This is a genomic window from Vibrio echinoideorum (genome assembly GCF_024347455.1).
In the GTDB taxonomy this organism is placed as follows: domain Bacteria; phylum Pseudomonadota; class Gammaproteobacteria; order Enterobacterales; family Vibrionaceae; genus Vibrio; species Vibrio echinoideorum.
Genome location: NZ_AP025484.1, coordinates 148111 through 166149, shown reverse-complemented (window position 1 = coordinate 166149; position 18039 = coordinate 148111). Strand labels below are relative to the sequence as shown.

The following is an 18039-nucleotide window of genomic DNA, read 5'->3' as shown; positions in this document are numbered from 1 at the left end:
TAATAAGCAATAGAGCGATATTCCTCCCTATATCTCAGATCAAACCATAAACCAAACACAATAAAACCGGAAGATTCATTAACCCAGTAAATATCAGATCACAAAACAATCAATCAAATCAAATATTTAACTAAATTCTTGACTAAAAATAAGATAGATATAGAGTGCGCGAATAACAACTAAATGCATAAGGAAGCATAATTATGAATGACGCAATTCAACAAGCTCGCATACAAAACAAAATGAAAAACCCTATGATAGCGCTACTGTTAGGTTTTGTAATACCAGGAGGCGCTCAGATGTATGCAGGGAGCGTCATGTGGGGAGTTGTTAACTTAATTCTCATCGTAGTTTGCGCGATCACCGTTATTGCTTCTCCAGTATCATTTATTTTATGGATAGTTTCGCTTTTCCTAGGTTACAAGGGCACCAAAGCTTATAACGATTCAGTTCTTGATAAAGCAGAATCTTCAGAATCTTCAGAATCATAATCAATAAATGTTGGTAGTCTAACTTCACTAGGCTATCAACATTTAAGTTCCACTCATAGTCAATAACACTGACCACTTGCAAGGCCACATCATCAGCAGATGTGGATTACAACATACCAAGTTCAACACCTACGAAGATATCTAGATCGCCCTTAGACACGGCAAAAGGAATAGAAGATGCGCCTACGTGCTCAACTCTCGCATTAGGGATTAGCGTTTTGATGTCACGTTCGTATCGGACAAACAGCTCGTTGCAAGCCGCTTGGTATTGTTCCGCGGGGTAAAATTTCATATATCCTTACTCCGAATCACAAACTATTGAACACACCAATTGCTAACAGAAGCAACACGATGCTAATAGCTCCGATATAAGAGATTCTGGTTCGCTCTTTTTCAGTTGGAATCAATGGGGGGAAGCGCCCTAATGTGAATACTTTACAAACTATCCAGCCAGCTCCGTAACCAATGAACTCAATCAATATCGACTGAAACATATACCTAAAGAATGAGCTCAATGCCCTAAAATACGCGACTATTAAGTCTTCCATTTTTTGTCCTAATTAAAGTCAATGGGGACTGAAAGTGCCATGGGTAGAGATTCATATCAAGAACCTTATACTGAATTTCCTACGTAAAAACATTTCCCTAATGTTAGAAACAACATAATCAATTAGGTGACCCACCAACGATATGAATGATCGTTATAAACACCTATTCGTACTTTTAATGTCTTTTACGCAAGCTCTTTTTCTAAAACTGACTCCGAATTTTTGACACCAAACGGTATATGAACTGAAGGAGCTACAGAACTAGTAGAACTTAAATGACCAGATTGATCATCAAAGAATATATGGGGTTTAAGAACGCCTAGGACTAACCCTTTATCAACACCACCCAAGAAAAACGCATCATTTGTCATTACTCCCCAATCTTTCAACGTGTTTAACGCTCTTTCATGCGAGGGAGCATTTCGAGCAGTCACAATTGATACCCTTAGTCTATTTTTATAATCTGGTTCTGATTGCTTCTTCTTTTCTTCTATTTTTTGAATAGCTGATATCTTGACTAAAAATTCCTTCAATGGACCAGGGTTATGAGGCTGTAAAACATTCCTTGTTTCATGTTCATGAAATTGGCTAAGATCATTTGTGGTATGCATAACAGTTTCTGATTCGTCATCAGCAAGAACTCCATCAAAGTCGAACGCAATTCTTAAGTCATCATCATCGCCATCAATAATTGTCGATTTCATTACATGACCAGCCGGGTAACCCAACGCAATCGCTTCTTTGACATCAAAAGAGTTACCAGACAAAAATAAAGAGATACTTAATGCAGGGATGTACTCATACGGAGACTTACCTTGCATAAAAATTGCGCGTGAAATAGGTAAATTATGATGTTTAATTGACTTCATAACTCGAAGCCCTGTGTCAGGGTCATTTCGTGACAATAAGACGACTTCAACTAATGGGTCAGACTCTGGATCATTACTCAAATTGTTTAGAGAGAGTAGTCGTTTTACAAACGAAAAAGATACCCCTTTATCTAAAGGTGCATCTATATTATCGGATTGATATTTTCTATATTCTTCTTCGCCTTTTGTACGAAAAACTGAATCAGACTTTGTCAAATCAAACATTGCACTAGAAGCAACACCAATAACCAACCTCGAACTTAATTCATACGGCATACATAAACTCCAAATTTTAGTGGTAAACCTTTAAGAACCTAATTGCTACATCGAAAAATGAGTAACATACTCCTCATGCAGTAGTCTTTAACAAAAGCTCTCGATCTTGTTGATACAAAAATCACGCTATAAAGCCATACCTAAACAAGTAAACCTTGGCTAACGGTTTGCTTATCAAAAAACGCGATCCATGCAATCAACCTGTCTGTGTTTTGAGTAATATTATTGCCAGCATTAATCTGCTGAAGATAATGAGCAATAGACATCCAAGCCTTAACATGGCGGTCGCTAAGCTCCGAACAAACTGGTGATAATGCAAGAATTAGAGGCTGCTCAGTCAAGCATACTTCAAGTAGATTCTCTTTAAACAAGTCACTATGAAGTTCCTCTACCAAAGAACTCTTAAACTCTTCAAGTATCTGTTGATTCTTCTCATGTTCAGCGGCATGAAACAAAAAGCTAGCCCCCATTTTTCCATCAGAAAGCTCAACATCATTAAAAATACGTCTCGTAAGAAACCTCAATTGAGCTCGAAGACGGCGTTCAAGCATAATTTGCTTGCGCAAGCTTTCTAGTCTGCCGGCCTCTTCTCGGCGCTTTAATTCTTTACCTTGAATAGCATCAATGACAAAGAGAATAACCACTAGCTCAATGATCATTCCAGAGAGCTCTGGCAAAAGGTTTCCGGCAACATAATCAGCCAAAGTAGTATCTGTGGAAGACGTATAAATTGACAATGTGATTTTCAATAACACCACTGCTGTTAAGAAGACAGTAATGTAAACGTTCTGCATATGTCTCGTAGCATTTGCAAAATGTTCAAACAAGGATTTCATTTAGTTGGCTAATTTTAAAAGAAAATATATTACCACACACAATGAACTTGAACGCATACAAAAGACAAGTCGATATACGAAAGATGAGATAAATAGTTGGCAACGTAACAGCCGCAAGATTATTAAGTAATCAACTTGGAAGTAGCGGCTGAATTAAAGCTATTCGAGATGCTTTTGAGCACTCCTAGAAAAACAAAAAGCCCCGGTTATAGGAACCGGGGAAACAGGGTGGGATGAGTTTGGTGCGTGCCCGAAACCAAACTCTCCCCAAGCCTCACCTAAGACTCATGCTCTTAGGTAAAGGATTCACATCATTATTGAAGCGTAGCGCCTTGCTCTACCCAAGTGCCGATGAGTGCGCGTTCTGCATCGGTCATTTGAGTCATGTTGCCGAGTGGCATCACCTTGGTTGTTACGGTTTGAGCAACAATCCTTGGTACATTGGCTTTAATCTCTTCTGGGGTATCAAACATCACACCGGCTGGCGCAGCAGCAAAAGCGGCGTGGCTTGGGGTTGATGAGTGACACACAGAACAGCGCTCTTGAATGACTTTATTAATGGTCTCAAAGCTTACGCCTGCGCTATCAGTTTGCATTGCGTGGTCTGCTGGTACAGCTTGAGAACTAGTCGTCGTTGAAGCTGTGCCGTTCGAAACAGCCTCTTCTGTCGTCGATTCAGTCGCGCTTACTTGCACTTCTTGAACCACTGGTGCTTGTACAACCGGAGTCATCTGTTTTTTCGCGTAAGGCGAGGTCACAAACGCAAGCGTGATCATACCCAATGCTGCTACTGGTATTGTCCATGCAAACTTCTGGCTACCATGACGCGTGTTGAAGTAGTGACGCACCAAGATACTGAAGATCGCTAGCCCAGCAAGAATCAACCAGTTGTATTCCGAGCCATAAGTGCTTGGAAAGTGGTTACTGATCATGATGAACAGCACTGGCAGTGTCATGTAGTTGTTGTGACGAGAACGCAGTAGGCCTTTCGCTGGCAATGCAGGATCCGGCTCGCGCTTCTCTTCAATCGCTTTCACTAAGTTGCGCTGTGCAGGCATGATGACGCGGAATACGTTACCCACCATGATGGTACCAATAATCGCCCCTACGTGGATGTAAGCGCCACGACCACTGAACACTTGAGTTAGGCCATAGGTCGCAGCAACGAGCAGCACAAACAGCACAACACCAAGCAACACGGGGGTTTTACCTAATGGTGAATCACACAGTAAGTCGTAGATAAACCAACCGGCAACGAATGAACCAATACCAATCGCGATTGCGGTTGTTGAATCAAGACCAGAGCCCGGTGCAATCAGGTAAATCTCAGCGTTAAGGTAGTAAACTACACCCAGTAGACACACACCGGTGATCCACGTGAAGTAGGCTTCCCATTTGAACCAGTGCAGGTGCTCTGGCATTTCTGGTGGCGCAAGTTTGTACTTCTCTAGGTGATAAAACCACCGCCGTGAATCGCCCATAAGTCGCCCGAAAGGCCCGTTTTTGGGTTTACCCGGTTAAGGTTGTTCTCTAACCAAACAAAGTAAAATGATGCGCCTATCCACGCAACACCAACAATCATGTGAGCCCAGCGTATTGCTAAGTTCAACCACTCTGTAATATGCGGATCCATAATAAACTCCTGTATCACAACGCTTTAGCTAAGCGTTGCTCTTCCTTATTGTCGTCCGTTGGCAGATCGTCCAAATGCAATGCCACTCGGTCGCTGTCGAAATAAACTTCGTCACAGTTGTGCCCTTCGCCGCCTCTATCGACGATCAAGAACTGGTCTTGATCAGTAAGCGCAAGAACTGGGTGATGCCACACCCCTTTGTGATAGTTCACACCTTGACGGCCGTTGCTCAAGAAAGCTCGGCTATTGGCTAATGTTGGATCGTCGCCTTTTGGCGCAACAACAATTAAATAGGGTTGACCAAGTAATGGAATGAATGCCTGAGAGCCAAGTGGATGACGCTCTAACATTTTGATGGTCAGTGGGTAGCTCAACGGTGTGGCTTGGAAGATGCTGATGATCGCTTCTCCGTCTTGGTCTTGCACATCCGTTGTCGCTAGCTTGTGGTAGCGACGTGTTGATCCACTGTTGATCATGAAGAAATCACTATTATCGGACTCGATAACATCGCCAAACTCTGCAAAAGCCTGCTTGGTTAACGGTTCGATGGATAAACGACGTATTCCATTACTCATATCTGACTTCCTTACCTATTTCGCCTTCGTACCAAACAGACGCAAACGGCTGATACCGCCATCTGGGAATATGTTTGCACGTACGTGAGTAATCGCACCAAGGTCGTTCACCTCAGAAATGAATTCGTGAATCTCGTGCGCTTGCAGCTTTTGTGCAGGCAACAGTTCACGCCAGAATAGGCTTTGTGTTTCTACTTGATCGTCGGTACCACCTTTCACGTAAGCCGCTTGAATTGAGCAGCTGTCTGGGTAGTTACCTTTGAAGTGGGCAGTATCAACTACGATACGTTCGATGTTACCTGGGTGGCCTAATGCCACAATTACCCAGTCGTTACCCGGTGTACGACGACGCGCTGTTTCCCAGCCATCACCCATGTTTTCACCACGGCCAGGGCCTAAAATGTTGGCTTTGTTGCCGTAGTGCTCATCGCTACATGCCAATGCTCGGCCACCGTGTTCTACCGATGCTAGGTCGACTTGTTGCTGAGAATCAATTGCTTCCCAATCCACGCTTGGTCGGCCGTAAACACGTAGGCGTGCAACACCACCATCTGGATAGATGTTCAAACGTAGGTGCGTAAATACTTGGTCGCTTTCAATCGCCTCAAGATGATGATGATCACCTTGTAGTGCCATTGAAGGCAGAATTTCTTGCCACTGTGTTGAATCAGTTGGCTCACCTTGTGGTGAATAACACGCGTCAATTGATGCCGAAGGTGGGAAGTTACCTGTGAAGAATGAGGTATCAATATCAACGCCAGCAATAGTGCCAGCTAGGCCAAGGCGAACGACACAATAGTCGTAACCTTCGCCGCGTTTACGTCTGCTTTCCCAGCCGTCCATCCACTTGCCGTTATCGTCGTATAAGTCGTCTTTCCACTCTGGCGCTGCGTGGCTGAGTAGACGGCTTTTATCCGCGAAAAAATCGTCGGTTGCGAAGGTAGCTTCTGCGCCGAGTTTTTCGTCTGCAAGGTTTATGTACTGTTCAAATTTATGGGTCATGTCCGTGTAATCCTATGAAATTAATCAAGTAATAATAAAATGAGAGCTTAGTGGCTTATGCTTTATTCAATAAGGCTTTGATAAATAAGCCTTCGATAAATCAAGCTCTAGCTCTGATAAACAAAGCTCTTAACGCACTAAGACTGGTCTGAGATAGCTGTTAACTCCGTTAACTTACATATCCCAGAGACGAAACATCGCGATCTTGTTGATCTCTTGAATCGCCGTAGCAAACTCAGTTTCACTATCATTTCCTAATCGCATCTCGAACGACTCAAGAATTTGGTAACGATTGGCTCCCTTCACCGCCATGATAAAAGGGAAATTGAAGCGACTTTTGTAGCTGTTGTTGTAAGAAGTGAATTTTTCAAATTCTTCGGCGTTGCACTGGTCGATGCCCGCCCCCGCTTGTTCTTTGGTCGACGACTCTGTGAGTTCGCCGTTTACTGCTGCTCGACCGGCTAAATCCGGGTGAGCGTTGATCAAAGCCAACTGTTTGCCTTGGTCTGCGTTTAACAAGGTCGATGCCATTTTCAGATGAAGATTCTCGATATGATCGTCTTCGGTATTCAAGCCTTGGTCATACACCACTTTTGCAACCCATGGGCTGTGCTCGTAAACATCAGCAAAGTGAGCGACAAAGGCATCGCGGTCCATGGTTGTTGGTTGGCATGATCGAAATTCAGTCACGTTAAGCCTCCTTGCTTCACTGCTACTTTTGCGGTTGATGATTAGCGTTATTTGGTTGATATGGATGATGTTGGTGCCAATGGTTAGCAATATCGATTCGACGACACAACCACACGCTGTCGTGCTCTTTGACGTAATCGAGGAAACGTCTTAATGCAGCAATACGACCGGGGCGACCAATCAAACGACAGTGAAGCCCAACCGACATCATTTTCGGTGCGGTTTCACCTTCCATATAAAGGGTGTCAAACGTGTCTTTCAGATACTGGAAGAACTGCTCACCCGAGTTGAAGCCTTGCGCGGTTGAAAAACGCATGTCGTTCACATCGAGAGTGTATGGGATCACCAGTTGCGGATAACCAGTCTCGGTGTGCCAATAAGGCAGGTCATCATCATAGGCATCCGAGTCGTAAAGAAAACCGCCCTCTTCTGCAACCAAACGACGCGTATTTGGACCCGTTCGACCTGTGTACCAACCTTGCGGGCGTTGCCCCGTCACTTGTTGGATGATTTCAATCGCTTTGGTCATGTGGTCGCGCTCTTCAGACTCATCAATGTATTGATAGTCTATCCAGCGATAACCGTGGCTACAGATTTCGTGACCGGCTTCGACCATGGCTTTGGCAACGTCTGGGTGACGCTCAATCGCCATAGCAACCGCAAATACAGTCAGTGGAATTTCATATTCATCGAACAAGCGAAGAACACGCCATACACCCGCACGGCTACCATATTCATAAATGGATTCCATGCTCATGTGACGTTCGCCTTTGATCGGCTGTGCGGACGGGATCTCTGAAAGAAAAGCTTCAGACTCGTCGTCTCCATGTAACAAACAACGCTCACCGCCCTCTTCATAGTTCAATACAAAAGAAACCGCGACGCGCGCATTACCTGGCCATTGAGGGTTTGGAGGGTTAGCTCCGTAACCGATCAAATTTCTTGAATAATCCTTATTCATCCAAGTACTCCTAACATAAGTGGTTGGCTTAGCCGCTCTTTAAGTGAGTCACCAAATGATTCAACCAAATGGATTCTCGATAAACAGAGCAACCTTACCCCTGTGCATTTATTGTATACAATTATTTATCTCAATGTAAAGATTTTGTTATTCAAGTTAAATTTACGCACCATTACCAATTAAAAACAACAACTTAACAAAGATGACATTCACCAAAAAACGATAATCAAGATCTATAAATTCAGAAAAAACGATACAATGGTTAACATTTTTCCAACAATTCGCTTTACTAATTGTGTACAGTTCGTACATAGTTAGTGATAACAAAGTGACCAGTTGCATTCTTTGCAAGGTCGAAACAGACAGATAAACCACGGAACAGAGGAGCGCCAAAAGCGCTATTAAAGGACTATGGGAAGATTAACAACACACGTATTAGACACCACGCACGGCTTACCGGGCACAGAGATCAAAGTAGAGCTTTATAAGGTCAATGAAGACTCAACAGAAAAGCTGGCGACGGTGATCACCAACTCCGATGGCCGAACCGATGCGCCGATTCTGGCAGGGAATGATTTCCGACCAGGGAAATATCAATTGGTGTTCTACGTTGCGGATTATTACAAAAGCAAAGGTGTGGAATTGGATGGCGTGCCTTTCCTAGATGATGTGGTCATTCGTTTCGGCTTAGATGATCCAGACGCGCATTATCACGTTCCTCTTCTCGTCTCGCCTTACAGTTTCTCAACCTATCGGGGCAGTTAGTCCCGTGTCCTAGCACTTAGAACTAGGCTCAACCATCGAATAATAAACAGATTCGTGCGTGCATCTAAAATGATGCGCGCTCACTAAACACGCTCATATAAAAATACTAACAACGTTATTAGTTAGAGAGTTGATGACTAAACAACAGATAACTAAAGAAATAACGGCTAGGAAAAAACCTTAAAACTTAATATTGAAATCTCGCTGTATTCAATAAATGGATCACAACATAAAAGGACTTGCTGACATGAGTGAGAGTAAAACAGAAATACTCAACCAAGACGCGAATAACGGAATTTTAGAGAAACTCTTTAAAATTAAGGCCCACGGAAGCAGCGTGAAAGATGAATTAATGGGGGGTGTGACTACCTTCGCCACTATGGCTTACATTATCTTCGTTAACCCACAAATTATGGCTGCGTCAGGCATGGATGCAGGAGCGGTATTTGTCGCGACTTGTATTGGTGCTGCGATCGGTTGTTTGTTAATGGGGCTATTTGCGAACTGGCCTGTCGGCCTTGCACCGGGCATGGGCTTGAATGCCTTCTTCTCATTCACGGTAGTAAGCGAAATGGGCTACACCTGGGAAGTGGCGTTGGGTGCAGTGTTTATCTCCGGCATCTTGTTTGTCGGGATGAGTTTCTACAAGGTTCGTCAATGGATAATCGAAAGTATCCCGGTGAGTCTGCGTTATGCCATGACAGCGGGCGTTGGCCTATTTTTAGGTCTAATTGGCCTTAAAACAGCGGGCATCGTCGTCGAAAACCCAGCGACTTTGGTTTCTTTAGGGGATTTTACTAAACCTGAAGCTCTACTGGCCGCTATCGCCTTCTTGATCATCGCGGTACTCAGTGAGCGTAAAATATTTGGTGCCGTGTTAATCGGAATTTTGAGTGTGACTCTGGTCGGCATGATGCTTGGCTTAGTGCATTACAACGGCTTCTTCGCGGCTCCACCAAGCTTAGCGCCTACGTTCCTAAAAATGGACATTATGGGCGCTCTCGATGTTTCAATGATCAGCGTTATCTTGGCTTTCCTTTTTGTAAACATGTTCGATACCGCGGGTACTTTGATGGGCGTGGCTGAGCGTGCAAACCTAACTAATCCTGAAACAGGCAAGATCGAAGGCCTAAGCAAAGCACTGAAAGCCGACAGTATCTCAAGTGTGGCAGGTGCGTGTGTGGGTTGTCCGCCAGTAACCAGTTACGTAGAAAGTGCAGCGGGCGTTGCAGCAGGCGCACGAACAGGCCTATCTGCGATTGTGGTTGGGGTGTTGTTCTTAGCGGCAATTTTCCTATCTCCACTTGCAGGCATGATCCCAGCTTACGCAACCTCTGGCGCTCTGATTTATGTGGCGTTCGTGATGATGAGCAGCATGCAGCACGTTGACTGGAAAGACTTCACCAACGGTGCTCCCGCAGCCATTACAGCGTTAATGATGCCTCTGACCTTCTCTATCGCAAATGGTATCGCACTGGGTTTCATTACCTACACAGTGCTGAAACTGGCGACAGGCAAAACAAAAGACGTCTCGATTTCGATGTACTTCTTAGCGGCTATTTTTGTCGCGAAGCTCGTGTTCATCGGTTAATCACCCAACGTAACTATCGCTTGGCTTGTTCGCAGGCCGAGCTATCAAGACACATGCTAAAACAACATTTTTAAGAAAAAGCTAATTGTGCTAATCAGCGGAACACACAAATATCCGCTCGGTTAGTGCACCTTTTTTATGACCCTACGCAGTTTGTAGAAGTCATTATTTGACCGCCAATCGCCTGTAAACGGAAACACAGGCAGAGGAATATCAAATGAAACTTCTGTACACCCTAAATGAAAGACCGCCTCACGGCTTAACCTTCCTACTCGCATTACAGCACATGCTCGCCTCGATTGGTGGCATCGTCGCTGTTCCCCTTATTGTCGGCGCGTCAATTGGCTTGCCTAACACCGAGATCGTTTCGCTGATCAATGCTGCTCTGCTGGCGTCAGGTATTGTGACCGTCGCTCAATGTCTTGGTTTCGGCCCTGTCGGTATTCGACTGCCCGTGGTGATGGGTTCGAGCTTTGCCTTTTTGGGCGTCGCCATTTCAATCGGCAACGAAGGCGGTGTCGCCGCAATCATGGGCTCAGCGCTTATCGGCTCGTTCGTGGTGATTGGTGCCAGCTTCTATATGGACAAGGTTCGGAAGCTGTTCCCGACCGTGGTAAGCGGTGTAGTGGTTACCTTAATCGGCTTAACCATTTTACCGGTTGCCATGAATTGGGTCGGAGACTCCCCTGCCAATACGGAACAATTCGCCACACTACCAAAGCTGTTTCTAGCACTGATCTCTCTGGGGATTGTGGTTGGCGTATCGGTTTACTGTAAAGGCGCGGTTGCCGCTTCAGCCATCGTGATTGGTTTGGCGGGCGGCTACATTGTGGCGCTATCACTCGGCATGGTCGACCTTGAACAAATCAGTTCTGCCGCTTGGATCGGTGGACCTGAGCCCTTCAAATATGGCTTTACCTTTTCTGCGAGTGCCATCATCAGCATGAGCTTGGTGTACATCGTGGTTATCGCCGAAGCAACAGGTGACTTCATGGCACTAGGCAACAACTGCCAAACCCAAGTCAGCGGTAAAGACTTAAAACGTGGTCTATTGGGCGATGGACTTGGTAGTACCTTATCTTCGATTTTGACGGCAATGCCATTGGCGTCATTCAGTCAAAACGTCGGTATTGTGGGTATCACAGGTGTAGCAAGTCGTTATGTAGTGGCTGCAACCGGTGGTTTGCTAATTTTAGGCGGTTTATTCCCGAAATTAGCCGCTATTGCCGTCACGATTCCGAAACCTGTTCTAGGTGGTGTGGGTTTTGTGATGTTCGGAATGATTGCCTACGCGGGTATCCGCATGTTGATCAAAGCCGCAGACACCAAGCGAAATGCCTTGGTAATCTGTGTCGGTTTGGCGTCTGGCTTAGCCGTCACTTTCGAACCAAGATTACTGCAACACTTACCGCATGATCTAGCGAACTTTCTTCATTCTGGCATTACAACAGGCACCATCATGACGGTGCTATTGAACCTTGTTTTACCAAAGTCTTCACGAGCAGAAGAGCAAGAAGCACTGGCCGAAAGCCAAGCGCAAGTTGAGCTAGAAATGAAAGAGCAAGCTGAAGAAGAACGACACTCAGACGAGCAATTAGAGATTCATCAAGCAAGTACAGAAGCAGACGTTCAAGCAGCATCAGATGACCCTGAGCCAAAAACGAACTAGCTGGTTCACTGACTAACGTAAAACCGATTTCCGTAGGATCAGGGCTGATTAGAGCATTGAACGTTTTAACGCCCTGATTCGAATTTATCTTTCAACAGCAAATACCAATAAAGACCCTCTTCCCTGAAAAGGCTGAGATGGCTAAGGACTACTATGAATGGAAACCATCTGGATTAAGAATCCTCTCGCAATCTACACTGGCTCGCTGGCTGATGCAGAAGGCGGTATTGTCATTAAAGATAATAAAATCATTGAGCTGGTTGGTAAACACAAAGAGCCAACCTTACCCGTAGATTACAGCGTCGACGCCTCTCGTCATGTTGTGACTCCTGGGCTTATCAATGCGCACCACCACTTCTATCAAACCCTAACGCGTGCCTACCCCGGCGCACTGAATAAAGAACTCTTCCATTGGCTACAAAGCCTCTATCCAGTTTGGGCCAACCTCGATTCGGAGATGATGAGCCTTGCCACAGAGTTAGCTCTGGTTGAATTAATGATGTCAGGCTGTACCACAGCGTCAGACCATCATTACTTGCTGCCAAACGGGCTAGAGCACGCCATCGATTTACAAGTTGAGGCCGCAGAGAAACTAGGTGTAAGAGCGATATTTACGCGCGGCTCCATGAGCCTTGGGGAAGATGAAGGTGGGCTACCTCCACGACACACCATTCAAACCGAACAAACCATTATCGATGACAGCCAACGCTTGATCCGCGATTACCACCAGCGCGATGAAGGGGCGATGATTCAAATCGCACTCGCGCCTTGTTCGCCGTTCTCAGTCACCACCGATCTAATGAAAGAGACCGCTAAGATCAGTGAGCGTGAGAACGTGATGATGCACACTCACCTATGCGAAACGCTCGATGAAGAGGACTTCTGTATCGAGAAGTTCGGTCTACGCCCTGTCGATTACCTAGAAGATGTGGGCTGGCTGAATGAACGCACTTGGCTTGCACACGGCATTCACTTCAACCCAGAAGAGATCAAACGATTGGGCAAAGCAGGCATTGGCATCAGCCACTGCCCGACGTCCAACATGATGCTGGCTTCCGGTATTTGTAAGAACAACGACCTTGAAGCCGCTGGCGTAAAAGTCGGGCTTGGTGTTGATGGTTCGGCCTCCAATGACGGCTCGAACATGATTGCAGAAGTGCGCATGGCGATGTACTTACAGCGCCTGCAGTATGGCTCTGCCAACGTTTCACACTTCGACGCACTGCGCTGGGCAACGTCAGGCTCAGCACGCGCAATGGGTAGAACGGATATCGGTACACTAGAAGTCGGAAAACAAGCCGACATCGCGATGTTCAAACTCGATGATATTCGTTTCTCTGGCAGCCACGATCCACTGGCTGCACTACTACTTTGTGGAGCTCAACAAGCGGATAAAGTGATGGTAGCCGGAAAATGGCGAGTTAACGATGGAGCAGTAATTGGAGTAGACATGGAGCAACTGATGCACCGCCACCATGCTGCCGCCATGAAGCTCGGTAAGCTGGCGATGAATAACAACTAACTAAGACACTTGCCCATCAAACACTGCAAGCAGAAGTGAGTGGTTTTGATGGGCAAACACCCAGAACATCCGCAAAGATTCTAAAACCCCATAAACATTCGAAAACACCCGCAAAAATCTGCAGGCATGATTGCCTCTCAGGCTATGTATTAGTCAGTTTACTTAAATAGTTCCATCCCTATCAGAACGAAATATAAACCTTCACTAATTGAAGACAAGCTAATTAAATGCAATCTAATTTAATATTAACTAATAAAACATTCACTAATTAAACTTTCGATTAATATAAAGCAACCCGTACATTATCTGGCACAGATCAAATTTAAAACGCTCGTTCTATTTATATATTCATCAAATTAATCAACAGATTTAGTAATAATGGAAATTATGAGGATAATTATACTTTTATCACTTATCGCATTTATGAATAGAATAAAAACCTCTCGAGACCTTTCCATACCTAGCCTGACAAAAGACACAAGAGTAGTGACTTAAATATCATTAAATTCAATAGATCAACAATCAATCAATATGAATCCAAATATGTGATCTAAATAGAACTTTTCATTATAAATCTACTATAGATTGACCAAATCTTATAAAAACAAAAAACACATTAAAGGGGTCTATTTTAAAAACAAAAAATAATTATAAGAATAACAATATAAAACTATTCAATAACCCTTCATAAATATTTAAAAATGCCATCGAATGGTAGGGGGATTATTGTCTTTGTAAAAAGCTAATAACAAATCTAACAGGGCTAAACGATGAAAAAAATCACTAAAACACTCGTACTATCTTCGATTTCAATTGGGCTACTTTCTTCTTTTGCTTTCACTTCTCAAGCAGCGCCAGTTCAAGTTAACCAAGCGTCAGCTGAACAAAACATACCTCAAGTCACCTACGATACGATAATCGGTGAGAATGGCGTCTTTATTGATTTAGATACCGACAACTTTATTCTCAAACAGCAAGAGTGGTATCAGATCCAAGCCTATGTCGAAGGTGCTTTAGCACTGCCTGTGACAGAAGCCAGTATGAAGTCGACTTTAAGTATTCCTAACGACATTCCTTTCTCTAATTTTCAAGCACTGGTCGAGCAATACTCAAACATTCACGATACTGCCTTTTATTGGAAAAAAGACCTTTACCCAAGCATCGTTGGCCTTTCATTAAGCTTGGCCAATTACGCACAAATTAAAGACTACATGCTCACCCCTTTGAGCGATGCTTTGAATGAAATGTTGGCCAAAGCATTCTCGCCACTGCCGGAAGATATAGAAGCAGTAGAACGCAACAGAAAAATGGCGATTGCTTACCTAAAAAGCCTGCAGAACTTTTCCATGAAATACCAACAAGAAGTGTCTGACGTTGGCGGAAGTCTATTGGAATTTTCAGCCACACTGGACACGCAAAAATTGCAGCTAGATGTGTTGGAAGGTACCCATAACGGTTATCTAAGCGATGATGGCAGTGCGCTTCAGCAACGAGTGAATGACATCAATGCACGTATCACTCAACTCAACAAAGATTACACTCACTACGTTACGGTCGCCTCTACCGCAGTGACTTATGCTTGGTTCCCTCTGGTTGCAGGGCCAATTATGGGCGTCTACGGCGATAAAGCAGAAAAAGCACGCAAACTTCGTAACGAATTACAAAACGAAGTAAAAGAGCTTCAAGAGCAGTTAACTTACACGCAAAAAATATATAACTCTTATCATCGCTCTTCGGAGAGTATCGAGATAATTTCTCAGCAAATTGAAAATGCGATTCCACATATTAATAAGCTGAAACTGAATTGGCAGAAAATGAATGCCGACTTCACTTCACTGCTCGTTGCACTAGAACAAGCTCAAGATAATGCCGATATCATGAGAGACGATACCATGCTTGGTGCGATAGGCGCTCTTGCGAATACAACAGTTGCAGAAAGTAACTGGAGTAATATTAGTGAGAAAGCAAAAGCGTTCGCAAACAATGCATATATCCAAAAAATGGATTAGTCCCTATACCTATCGAAAAGTAGCGCGACAGATAAAATCGACGCTATATACAGAAACGCTATACACGGCAACGAAACTGCTAAAAATATAACAAGATAGCCAAATTACCTTCCGAATAAGAAGCCGCACCTTAAGCAAATTAAGGTGGCGGCTTCTGCTACCCAAAATTTGGTGACTACTAATTTCGACAGGACATAAATATGAGACTTCTACCTATTATTATTTCTCTTTCATTTTCTCCACAGGCTTTTTCTAGCGACTGGCTTGAATTGAACAATTTACCCAATTCAACCGAATACCCAACCTGGGTTCAATCTGCCTATTCCGATGTTGGCGTCCTATCGCGTTCAACATCCGATTTACACATCAACCTAAGTGACTGGATTGCAGAGCAGAACCTCTATGTCACTAAGCCTTCAAAAGTTGTCATTTTTGCAGATACGATTGAGGTTCCAGAAAACTTCAACTTGCTCGTAAATAACCAAAATATCCTGATTTTTGCACGCAAAATCGTTGGTCAAGGCACGCCGACATTTGTGCTAGGACAACAAGGCTCTGCTGCCTCAATTTCTGTGATTGCGGGCGAGATAGAGACACCGATTAATGTGCTCGCTTTCCAAAGCGATGGCAGCATTACACGAGACGCTCTAACAGGGAAAATCGGTGATGGCGAATCCGTTGTCTTAGCAGGAGAGCACTACCGAAGAACCACCATCGACTCGAACATCACAGGGCAAATGAAATTGGCTTCTGAGCCTTTTACAGACATTGTTAATCGTTCTTTTGATATGGCTGCTAGCTTGTTCGATACCAACCCAGAGCTTAGCCTCGACCTCATCAACTGGGTTGAACAGAGCTTACGTTACTCAGGTTCAGTGGTAGAAGAGGATCCAATCCTTTCAGACCTTTACTTGCAAACCGTCGCGTTCAAACAATTCATTAGCTTCAGTACCAAAGAGAGCCACTATGTGCCTTATCTCGATAAGGTGTTGTACCAAGATAAATACGAAGCGTATCTGAAAGCGATGGTCGCGTATCAAGCTCAATGGAACATTATTCAAGATAGAAACACGGTCATTGAAGACAAGATTGAAGCGGCTAAGTTAGCGCTCGCTAACATCGAAGACGTTCTTCGCGCTCAAAGCTCGATTATCACACAAACCCAATCCAACATAGACAAGATAGGCGATAGCCTGACCGAGGTAGATAGCCAATACAAAGCTCAGGAGTTAGTGACTCTCGATGCAAGAACGACTTATCTAGTTGGCGTAGAGAATTGGAAAACCCAGCAGCAACTCAACGCAGCTTTGGCGATTTTCAAAGCAATAGCCGAGATTGGCAGTGCAGTGAGTGGCGTGTTCACAGGCAACCTTTCAGGGGTCAATGACCTAACCGAGCAATTGGCTAAAACCCCAGAAGCATTAGAAAAAGCGAAAAACCTCGTCACCAATATCAAGTCTGTCACGGGCATTATTGATAGCGTCACTAAAACGATTTCTGGCATCTCTCAGCTCACCGCGGATATTAAATCAACTATCAAGTTCCAGAAGATATCGGAAGCGATGGATGGCTTTAACTTCAATATCCCAACCATCAATGAAAGTAATCTAGCGTGGGATCTGATGATCACCGAGATCCGCAGCAACTTAAGATATGCTGATAGTTTGGGAATAAAAGGGACGAGACAGTACTTACTTGAGCTTGAGAAACAGGTGCTTCTGGGTAAGGCAATTAACATCACCCAGCTTAACTTTGCTCAGGAACAAGCAAAGCTGGTCGACTTGTTGTTAACCAATAACGTAACCATCAATCAACAGCAAAGACTGAATGATGCAATTGGGGGTTATCAAGTAGACACCGACAACTTCGATTCGATTGAACGTGAACTGTCGAGAGTATTGATGCACTTCAAACGTCCGATGTACGTTGCTTTATCTAACTATGTTCAGGCATACGAATATTGGGCATTGAAGCCAAGCGAGATCACGCCTTCTCTCAACAAAAGCTACTTGGACTACCAATTTGATTTGGCGTCCATCGAAAGTGAGTATGTGAATGCTCTGTCTTCTTTCCAACCCGCGCCACAAGATTTCACCATCGATAACTACACCATTTCCAGCCCAGAACAACTCGAAAGCTTTGCAACAACCGGACAGCTCAACTTCTCTATTCCATTAGAGCAAGTCCAACTCTGTTCGTTTGACCGCGTTAGGCTATCCACGGTACGAGTGTTCTTAGAGGGTGAAAACTTACCTTATGGCAAGCAACTCAACCTGCGTGTCTCCAGTTCAGGCAACTATGCCGATCGATACGAAAATCAAGATTACCAGTTCAGCTCTAACCCCGTGTCACGCGCGTTCTACTATCGCATTGATGATCCAACCACCAACGACATCAGCATCATTACAGATGGCGCCGTAGCGAATAAGTTCGAATACGCGTACTTCCAGCCCACCCCATTCACTTCATGGAATGTCACGCTTAACAACTTTGATAAAACCGAGCAAGCGAACAACCAGTATCTAAAAGATATCGAACAGATTCGCGTCGAATTCTTAGGTAGCGGTATCCCTAATGGCAATAGTTGCTCTAATTAGTTAAG

The 18039-nt window shown here is 44.3% G+C and carries 14 protein-coding genes and 2 pseudogenes; 7 read left to right on the top strand and 9 right to left on the bottom strand.

The genetic code is table 11. From position 1 onward, the window contains the following. The first annotated feature begins 203 nt into the window (after window positions 1-203). On the top strand, window positions 204-491 hold the full coding sequence (locus OCV36_RS17025; protein ID WP_135456967.1) for a hypothetical protein: 288 nt from the start codon (window positions 204-206) through the stop codon (window positions 489-491). A gap of 109 nt (window positions 492-600) precedes the next feature. Here the strand turns inward: OCV36_RS17025 and OCV36_RS17020 are convergent. The 9 genes and pseudogenes from OCV36_RS17020 to puuE form a co-directional block, all read right to left on the bottom strand. Further along, window positions 601-783, bottom strand: a pseudogene (locus tag OCV36_RS17020) (GrpB family protein); the annotation flags it as partial. A 16-nt stretch (window positions 784-799) separates the two neighbouring features. Continuing rightward, entirely contained in the window at window positions 800-1039 is a 240-nt protein-coding gene (locus OCV36_RS17015; protein WP_017083069.1) for a hypothetical protein, read from the bottom strand. A gap of 185 nt (window positions 1040-1224) precedes the next feature. After that, entirely contained in the window at window positions 1225-2184 is a 960-nt protein-coding gene (locus OCV36_RS17010) for a 5'-nucleotidase (protein ID WP_102566036.1), read from the bottom strand. A 140-nt stretch (window positions 2185-2324) separates the two neighbouring features. Continuing rightward, a complete protein-coding gene (locus OCV36_RS17005; RefSeq protein ID WP_102566037.1) occupies window positions 2325-2978 on the bottom strand; it encodes a hypothetical protein in 654 nt (217 codons plus the stop codon). 356 nt (window positions 2979-3334) lie between these two features. Beyond that, window positions 3335-4653: pseudogene (locus OCV36_RS17000) on the bottom strand (urate hydroxylase PuuD). 14 nt (window positions 4654-4667) lie between these two features. Next, complete coding sequence (locus tag OCV36_RS16995; RefSeq protein WP_004732859.1) at window positions 4668-5228, bottom strand: ureidoglycolate lyase; 561 nt, start codon at window positions 5226-5228, stop codon at window positions 4668-4670. Between the two features lie 15 nt (window positions 5229-5243). Beyond that, on the bottom strand, window positions 5244-6230 hold the full coding sequence (gene alc / locus OCV36_RS16990) for an allantoicase (protein ID WP_135456965.1): 987 nt from the start codon (window positions 6228-6230) through the stop codon (window positions 5244-5246). Between the two features lie 174 nt (window positions 6231-6404). Continuing rightward, on the bottom strand, window positions 6405-6920 hold the full coding sequence (uraD, locus tag OCV36_RS16985; protein WP_135456963.1) for a 2-oxo-4-hydroxy-4-carboxy-5-ureidoimidazoline decarboxylase: 516 nt from the start codon (window positions 6918-6920) through the stop codon (window positions 6405-6407). Between the two features lie 22 nt (window positions 6921-6942). Continuing rightward, window positions 6943-7881 (bottom strand): allantoinase PuuE, encoded by a 939-nt coding sequence (puuE, locus tag OCV36_RS16980; RefSeq protein WP_017075239.1) that lies wholly within the window; start codon window positions 7879-7881, stop codon window positions 6943-6945. Between the two features lie 411 nt (window positions 7882-8292). Here puuE and uraH point away from each other — a divergent pair, with 411 nt between their 5' ends. From uraH to OCV36_RS16950, 6 genes are all read left to right on the top strand, one after another. Then, window positions 8293-8646 (top strand): hydroxyisourate hydrolase, encoded by a 354-nt coding sequence (uraH, locus tag OCV36_RS16975; protein WP_054546196.1) that lies wholly within the window; start codon window positions 8293-8295, stop codon window positions 8644-8646. A 247-nt stretch (window positions 8647-8893) separates the two neighbouring features. Continuing rightward, on the top strand, window positions 8894-10237 hold the full coding sequence (locus tag OCV36_RS16970) for an NCS2 family permease (RefSeq protein WP_017075241.1): 1344 nt from the start codon (window positions 8894-8896) through the stop codon (window positions 10235-10237). 217 nt (window positions 10238-10454) lie between these two features. Further along, window positions 10455-11906, top strand: coding sequence for a nucleobase:cation symporter-2 family protein (locus tag OCV36_RS16965; RefSeq protein ID WP_135456961.1), 1452 nt, complete (start codon window positions 10455-10457; stop codon window positions 11904-11906). 157 nt (window positions 11907-12063) lie between these two features. Then, window positions 12064-13428 carry an 8-oxoguanine deaminase gene (locus OCV36_RS16960; protein WP_135456959.1) on the top strand — a complete coding sequence of 455 codons (1365 nt, stop codon included), beginning with the start codon at window positions 12064-12066 and terminating at the stop codon, window positions 13426-13428. Between the two features lie 770 nt (window positions 13429-14198). Beyond that, a complete protein-coding gene (locus OCV36_RS16955) occupies window positions 14199-15437 on the top strand; it encodes an alpha-xenorhabdolysin family binary toxin subunit A (protein ID WP_017083059.1) in 1239 nt (412 codons plus the stop codon). 200 nt (window positions 15438-15637) lie between these two features. Beyond that, entirely contained in the window at window positions 15638-18034 is a 2397-nt protein-coding gene (locus OCV36_RS16950; protein WP_135456957.1) for a hypothetical protein, read from the top strand. The last annotated feature ends 5 nt before the right edge of the window (window positions 18035-18039 follow it).